At 53.3% G+C, this 6,732-nt stretch carries 8 protein-coding genes; 2 read left to right on the forward strand and 6 right to left on the reverse strand.

Features of this window, described 5'->3' with window-relative positions; genetic code table 11:
• A partial coding sequence (locus tag RTY00_RS17010) for a nitronate monooxygenase (RefSeq protein ID WP_312665223.1) occupies window positions 1–410 on the forward strand: 410 nt, incomplete at its 5' end.
• 286 nt (window positions 411–696) lie between these two features.
• On the opposite strand, the gene RTY00_RS17015 is transcribed toward RTY00_RS17010, so the two are convergent.
• The 6 genes from RTY00_RS17015 to RTY00_RS17040 form a co-directional block, all read right to left on the reverse strand.
• Window positions 697–1,275 (reverse strand): MFS transporter, encoded by a 579-nt coding sequence (locus RTY00_RS17015; RefSeq protein ID WP_312665224.1) that lies wholly within the window; start codon window positions 1,273–1,275, stop codon window positions 697–699.
• Between the two features lie 53 nt (window positions 1,276–1,328).
• On the reverse strand, window positions 1,329–1,640 hold the full coding sequence (locus tag RTY00_RS17020) for a cupin domain-containing protein (protein ID WP_312665225.1): 312 nt from the start codon (window positions 1,638–1,640) through the stop codon (window positions 1,329–1,331).
• Window positions 1,641–1,782: 142 nt separating this feature from the next.
• The gene (locus RTY00_RS17025) at window positions 1,783–1,998 is read right to left on the reverse strand and encodes a YdgH/BhsA/McbA-like domain containing protein (protein ID WP_154157496.1); all 216 of its coding nucleotides are present in this window, start codon (window positions 1,996–1,998) and stop codon (window positions 1,783–1,785) included.
• 195 nt (window positions 1,999–2,193) lie between these two features.
• Complete coding sequence (locus RTY00_RS17030; protein ID WP_007890154.1) at window positions 2,194–2,409, reverse strand: YdgH/BhsA/McbA-like domain containing protein; 216 nt, start codon at window positions 2,407–2,409, stop codon at window positions 2,194–2,196.
• 121 nt (window positions 2,410–2,530) lie between these two features.
• Window positions 2,531–3,424: a dihydrodipicolinate synthase family protein gene (locus tag RTY00_RS17035; protein ID WP_312665226.1), complete on the reverse strand. Its 894-nt coding sequence runs from the start codon at window positions 3,422–3,424 to the stop codon at window positions 2,531–2,533.
• Window positions 3,425–3,542: 118 nt separating this feature from the next.
• Window positions 3,543–4,631 (reverse strand): hypothetical protein, encoded by a 1,089-nt coding sequence (locus RTY00_RS17040; RefSeq protein WP_312665227.1) that lies wholly within the window; start codon window positions 4,629–4,631, stop codon window positions 3,543–3,545.
• 451 nt (window positions 4,632–5,082) lie between these two features.
• Here RTY00_RS17040 and fhuE point away from each other — a divergent pair.
• A partial coding sequence (fhuE, locus tag RTY00_RS17045) for a ferric-rhodotorulic acid/ferric-coprogen receptor FhuE (RefSeq protein WP_312665228.1) occupies window positions 5,083–6,732 on the forward strand: 1,650 nt, incomplete at its 3' end.

Below are 6,732 nucleotides of genomic sequence, written 5' to 3' on the forward strand. Positions count from 1 at the left end.
ATCCGGCGATGATTGCGCTGGATGCCACGCTGCACACGCGTCCTGGCGATTTGCAACTGCCGGCATTGGTGGCGGCGATACGCCAGCGCTATCCGCAACTGCTGCTGATGGCTGATATCGCCACGGTGGAAGAAGCGCGTCAGGCGTCGGAATTAGGTTTCGATTGTGTCGGCACCACGCTGCACGGCTATACCGCAGAAACACAAGGCTGCTATTTGGCCGCCGATGATTGCCGTTTCCTGCGTGAGGTTTTAGCTGTGGTAAAGGTGCCGGTGATTGCAGAAGGGAATGTTGAAACCCCGGAAATGGCGGCGCATTGTCTGGCGCTGGGGGCACATGCGGTGGTGGTAGGCGGCGCGATAACGCGTCCACAGCAGATAACGCGCCGCTTTGTGAATGCTATCAGTTAAGCGTAAAACGGTCGCCATAAATGGCGACCCTTAGGATGTTTGGAAAGGTTTTCGTAGGGTGCGCACCGATACGTCGCCAGCCACAGTATTTAATCATTAAGGGTTCACGTTCGGCGTGAACCCTTTTTTTCTGCTGAACTGCCCATCTTCCACGAAAAAAACCAAACCGTTCAAGGTTATCCACAATCCCCGTGCGTAGAGTCGGCGTTATCCTGTGGATAAAACTCGCCTCGCGCCACACAGCGCCCGATTCGCGCGTGCGGTTACTTTTCGCACGATTATCAAATCATACAGTGACCGAGCGCCCCACTTTCCCCATGGCAAAAACGTTAACTGCCGCTAACAGCGCGGCGGCAGCAAAGGCGCTGACGAAACCGCCGGGCAGATTCGCCATAAAGGCCGCGAGAAACTGGCCGGAAAAAATCGCCATCGATAAACGCGCCAGCTGGCGGCCGCGTTCCTGCGGCTGGCTGATCTCCACCGTCAGATGATTTACCAGCGGAATCGACAGACCAAATCCCATGCCCAACAAAATGCCGCCCGGAATAAACAGCACCATGTTTGGCGCAGCGGCAAACTCCAGATGCGCCAGCAGATAACAGATAAACGCCATTACTAAGGTCGGATAACTGCCAAAGCGCTGCGACACGTCGGGCATGATGGCGGCGGCCAGCACCGCCACCAGCGAAACGAAAGAGAGAAAATAGCCAATGTGCGCGGCATCAATGCCCATCACGACAAAACGTTGCGGCAACATGATCACGGCGGTGAAAAAACACATCATCGAGCAGAGTGCGGCGAGTAAAACCGGACGAAGCGCGCGATCGCTGTTACCCACCTGCGTTTTGATGAGCAGTTCGCGCATTTGCTGGCGTCGCTGCTGCAGGCAAAAGCCGAGATTGAAGCGCTAGTGGCGCGTTAAACCGAATCTTCTTTTTCGATCACTAACACGCGCGCTTCGCCTTGCGGGTGCGCAACATGCTCAGTGCCGATGCTGGCGTAAAAAATGTCGCCACTATTGAGCAGCACTTTCTTCACCTCGCCCGCTTCGCGGTAATGCATCTCTACCGCGCCATCCAGCACCGCAAACACTTCTTCGCCATCATTGATGTGCCACTTGTAAGGTTTATTGGTCCAGTGCAAACGCACGCTAGTGCCGCCGAAGTTGGCGATGTCTAACGCATCCCAGGCTTTAGCAGGTGAGAAGTTTTTGCTGACGTAGGTTTTCATGCGATATCCGTGTAGAGGAGAACTAGGTTGATGATACACAGAGCGCCAGCGAACGGCGGGACATGCGCAGGCCATTTACGGACATGCAGATACAACAAAGCCGCCCGGAGGCGGCCTTAACACAACGGCTTGTGCGACTAACTTATTTGTACAGCTCTGCAGTCATGTGTACGCGGTTGTTAGTGTTGGCACTGGTGATTTTGTACTGTGCGCCCTGCTCTTGAGCCTGAGCTGCGATTTTCGCTTCTGCGCCATCCAGAGTTGAAGACTGAACTGAAATGCTCTGTGCAAAGCTAGCAGCAGACATCATTGAAAGAGCAGCAACGGCGGCGATAGACAGTGTTTTGATAGTTTTCATGGTCATAATCCTTAGTGGTTTAAATAGAAGACTGTGTGCCTTCGATGAGAATAATAATAACTGATGTTATCGTTTCAATATTAACCATTAGTGCGATCACGATAACTTACGTAACTATACAGTTACTGGCGCTTTATCGACAAAAAAGGCCGCCCGTAGGCGACCTGTTCTGGCACATCCATATGCAACCATCCGTTATTTGTAAAGTTCTGCAGTCATATGTACGACGTTACCGTTGCTTGCTTCCAGAATTTTGTATTGCTCACCATTCTGTTTCGCCTGTGCAGCGATTTTGGCTTCAGCACCATCCAGAGTCAGCGAGGTAGCTGAAACGGTCTGTGCGAAGCTGGCAGCAGACATCAGTGAAAGAGCGGCAGCAGCGGCGATAGTCAGAGTTTTGATAGTTTTCATGGTTGTATTCCTTTGGTTGTTTGATGTGAAGGCTGTGCGCCTTCGATGGAAACAATAATAACCATTGAAACTATTATCAGATTAACTATTAGTGCGATCACAGTTAATCAACTCATTATCACTACGCCAGCTCGAGCTCTGTAATCACCCTTTTCACTTCCGCCACATCCGCCGCCGACAGCGAATGCAGTGGGCGCGGCAGGCAATCATATTCAGCAAGACCCAGCGCACTGGCCGCCGCAGCGATGACGCGAATACTGCCGCCGTGTTGGGTAAACAGCGCCCAAAGCGGTGCGAGCCGCTGTCCCTGTTCCGCCACCGCCGCAAAATCCCCGACCATCGCCGCATCCGTCATGGCTTTGGCGGTGCGTGGGAACAGTCCGCCGCACACTGAATACCACACTTCACAACCGGCGATTAGGCCTGCTGCGGCAAAGGCATCGCCGCTGACGCCAATCGTGACGTCTTGCGGTAATTGATCACGTAAAGCCTTTACCCGTTGCGTCGCCGCCGCAATTTTGGCGGGCACGCCGGGAATTTTGATGGAAGCGATATGCGGCAGCGTGGCAATACGCGCATGCAGCGCATCGGAGAACACAAAGTGGCTGGTGCCTGGATTGTCATAAATACACACCGGCAGCGAAACGTGGCGCGTGACATCCTGATACAGGCCAAACACCTCGTCATCAGTGAGTTTCTGATAGGAAACTGCAGGCAGCAGCAACGCGCTGGCGCCGGCCTGTTGCGCATCCTCGGCAAGTCGCAGCACTTCGTCGGTGCTCACCGCGCCAATGCTGACCATCACCGGAATAGCGTCCGCATGCTGCACCGCCAGCGTCGCAATGCGCTTGCGCTGTTCGCGCGTGAAATAGGCGTAGCTGCCGGTGGATCCCAGCACGCCAAGCGAATCGACTTTTGCTGCAGTAAGCCGTGCAAGAATGTTAAGAAAAGCTTGTTCATCGATACCAGAAGCATTCAGCGGAGTCAGGGGAAACGCACTCAATCCTTTAAACATAGCCAGCGCCTTATTCGTCATTAACAGGGGAAAACAGCTTAACCTGCACAGTTATAAGCCATCGAAAACAAAAATGCCCTCTTACGAGGGCATGAATTATCGCTACGGCTTGAGGGGATTATTTCAGTGCGATGCGTGCAATCTGATCCTGGCCTTTGGTTGAGGAGTCTTTGTTGAACTCCGCTTTCAACGTCACATACAGCGTGTTGTTGTCTGGGCCAATCAGCAGGCTGTTTGGATTGTTATCAAACGACCAGCTGTTTTTCACCGCGTACGTAGTGGCATCCAGTTGCAGCACTTTCTTCGATTCGCGCTGGCTGATGTAGATCTCATTACGCTTGGCGTTGAATTTGATAGCCAGCGCATCGCCTTCAATACGTTTGATCACTTTGCCAGAGCGCTCATCAAACACCAGCGTGGCTTTGCCTTTCGAATCGTCGGTGACGAACAGGCGACCTGTTGCCGGATCTTCCGCCATATTCAGGAACAGATACTCTTTGCCATCACCCGCCGTCCAGCGCTTCTCAATTTTGTGCGTGCGTGGATTGATCACCAGAATCTCGCCCGCACCGTTGGTCGCGTAAATGCGCTCGGTCAGCGGAGAATAGATGATGCCGGTTACCCATTTTCCTGCATTCTTGATGGTGGCTTTCAGCTTGAAGGTTTTCACGTCAACCACCGAGATGTAACCCGGATCGGCCACGCGACCGACATACAACTCGTTGCCGTGCCACAGCACTTCACGCGCGCCCGCCGGATAACCTTCTTTATCTTTCTTGCCTGGGAAGACTAAACGCTCCAGCACTTTGCCGCTTTGCGCATCCACTTTCGAGATGGCGCCATCCAACGAGTTGGTGGTGTAGAACACGCTGCCCGCTTCATCGATCGCCGTACCGAAGTTTTTCAGATCGGTATGCGTCACGCCTTTGGTTTCCAGCGTGGTTGGGTCGAGACGATAAATCACACCGCCGTTCACGTCTTTAAAGCTCTGCGCGCTGGCAACGTATAACGCTTTCGCAGCAGGCGAGTACGCCATTTCATACAGGCCATCGCCCAAGGTGCGCTGGGTCAGAGAAGTATCAACTGGCTTGGCAGCAGCGGCTGGCGCTTCGGCTTTTTTAGCCGGAGCCTGGCAAGCGGTCAGGCTGAAAGCAGCGACGATCGCTGCAGCTAAGGCGGCTTTGCGCGGGCTAAATAACGATTTCATGCTCAACTCCATCAATGGATGAACGGCTCCGTTGCGCGCGTGCGCGTACGGAAAATACAAGAAGAATGAGAATCATACGCATTAGCATAAACTTAGCAACTTTCTCGACGATCTTCCGTACTTTGCGGTGAATCCCGGCTTGCCAGCCGCACACCTTTTTTCGCCAAAAACGTCCTGATATCGCCTTAAAAATATGAAAACATTAGCAATTAACAGGTTATTTTTATCCGTAAGCCATTGATTCCAAGCCCACTTACACATTATTACAATTGCAGTTGAAACCTTCCGCAGATTCTTTAAAGCAAATGATTATCATTGGCTTTCTCAATAAATACGCAGTGGCGATTTGCGAGTCTTCTCTTCCGCCCTTTCCGGCTGATAAGTAACAACGCAAACAATAAAAAACTAAGCAAAACAGCTTCCTATAACACAAGTTTCAACAGGAAATTTTATGTCTGGCATCAGGAAAACCTTTAACGTCTCACTGCTGGCGGTGACGATTCATGCCCTGCTTGCGCCAAACATGGCGCAGGCGGCAAGCGATTCGCAGCAGGATTTGGTGGTCGATGCATCGGCAACCGGCGACAGCGATAACAATGAAAAGCAGGATTACGCGGTAAAAACCACGCGTGCGGGCACCAAATTGCTGCTAACGCCACGCGATGTGCCGCAGTCGATGAGCGTGGTGACGCAGCAGCGCATGCAGGATCAGAACCTGCAATCGGTGAACGATGTGCTGACCAACGCCACCGGCATCTCAACTAACCTGATCGATAGCGAGCGCTCGGAATACTATTCGCGCGGCTTTAAAGTCACCAACTTCTCCTTCGATGGCATTCCCACGTCGGTTAATGACAACTGGAACTACGGCGATGCCGCCTCGGATACCGCCATTTACGATCGTATTGAGATCGTACGCGGTGCCACCGGATTGATGACCGGCGCGGGCAGTCCGTCAGCATCGATCAACATGGTACGCAAACACGCCGACAGCAAAACCTTCACCGGCTCGGTCAGCGCCAGCTACGGCAGCTGGAACAAACAGCGTTATGTTGCCGATCTCTCTGCGCCGTTGAATCAGGATGGCAGCCTGCGCGGCCGCGTAGTGACCGGTTACAGCGATGAAGACAGCTGGCTCGATCGTTACCACAAAACCAAAAAGTTCCTTTACGGCGTGATCGATGCCGATATCACCGAACACACTACGCTGTCGCTGGGCTACGACTACGAAGATGCCAACACCGGCAATCCAACGTGGGGCGGCTTGCCGATGTTCTATAGCAACAATGCCACCACGCATTACGATCGCAGCCTCAACTCCGCCGCCAACTGGGCACGCTACAACACCAATTCGCGCAAAGTGTTCGCCGACATCGATCATAACTTCGATAACGGCTGGAACATCCACGTCAATGGCACGCACGCGGAGAATACCTTCAACGATAAGTTGCTGTATGTCATGGGCAGCCCTGATCAGGACAGCGGCGAAGGCACCACCGGCTACGGCAGCATGGATCGCGGCAAACGCCAGATGGATTCGTTCGATGGCTACGCCAGCGGCCCGTTTGAGCTGTTAGGGCGCCAGCATCAGTTGATGGCGGGCGTGAGCTACAGCCGCCAGCACAATGCGACTTACAGCCAGGATGGCGTTACCGATCTGGAAAACTATGATATCGCCTCAGGCGATATGGGCATTTTCAACAACAGCTGGAATGGCAATATCGCCGAGCCGCAGTGGCAAGGTTGGTATCAGAATGCCGACGATACCATCCGCCAGAAATCCGCTTACACCGCCGCGCGCTTCTCGCTGGCCGATCCGCTGTCGCTGATTATTGGTGCACGCTATACGCAGTGGAGCACCAACGGCAGCAGCGGCGATATGACCAAAAATAACACCACGCCGTACGCTGGTTTGGTGTATGACATCAACGATACATGGTCGGCGTACGGCAGCTATACCTCGATCTTCCTGCCGCAAACCTACCGCGATATCAGCGGCAAATACCTGTCGCCGGTTACCGGTAAAAGCTATGAAACCGGCCTGAAATCCGCCTGGTATGATGGTCGATTAACCGCGACGTTGGCGGTATTCAGTATTGAG

It is taken from the genome of Pantoea sp. CTOTU49201 (assembly GCF_032054795.1).
Taxonomy (GTDB): Bacteria; Pseudomonadota; Gammaproteobacteria; order Enterobacterales; family Enterobacteriaceae; genus Pantoea; species Pantoea symbiotica.

Bases quoted from the DNA above. Each gene is read 5' to 3' on its own strand.
- RTY00_RS17020 (WP_312665225.1), bottom strand. From the start codon at position 1,640: ATGAAAACCTACGTCAGCAAAAACTTCTCACCTGCTAAAGCCTGGGAT.
- RTY00_RS17035 (WP_312665226.1), bottom strand. From the start codon at position 3,424: ATGTTTAAAGGATTGAGTGCGTTTCCCCTGACTCCGCTGAATGCTTCT.
- RTY00_RS17015 (WP_312665224.1), bottom strand. From the start codon at position 1,275: ATGCGCGAACTGCTCATCAAAACGCAGGTGGGTAACAGCGATCGCGCG.
- RTY00_RS17040 (WP_312665227.1), bottom strand. From the start codon at position 4,631: ATGAAATCGTTATTTAGCCCGCGCAAAGCCGCCTTAGCTGCAGCGATC.
- RTY00_RS17030 (WP_007890154.1), bottom strand. From the start codon at position 2,409: ATGAAAACTATCAAAACTCTGACTATCGCCGCTGCTGCCGCTCTTTCA.
- RTY00_RS17025 (WP_154157496.1), bottom strand. From the start codon at position 1,998: ATGAAAACTATCAAAACACTGTCTATCGCCGCCGTTGCTGCTCTTTCA.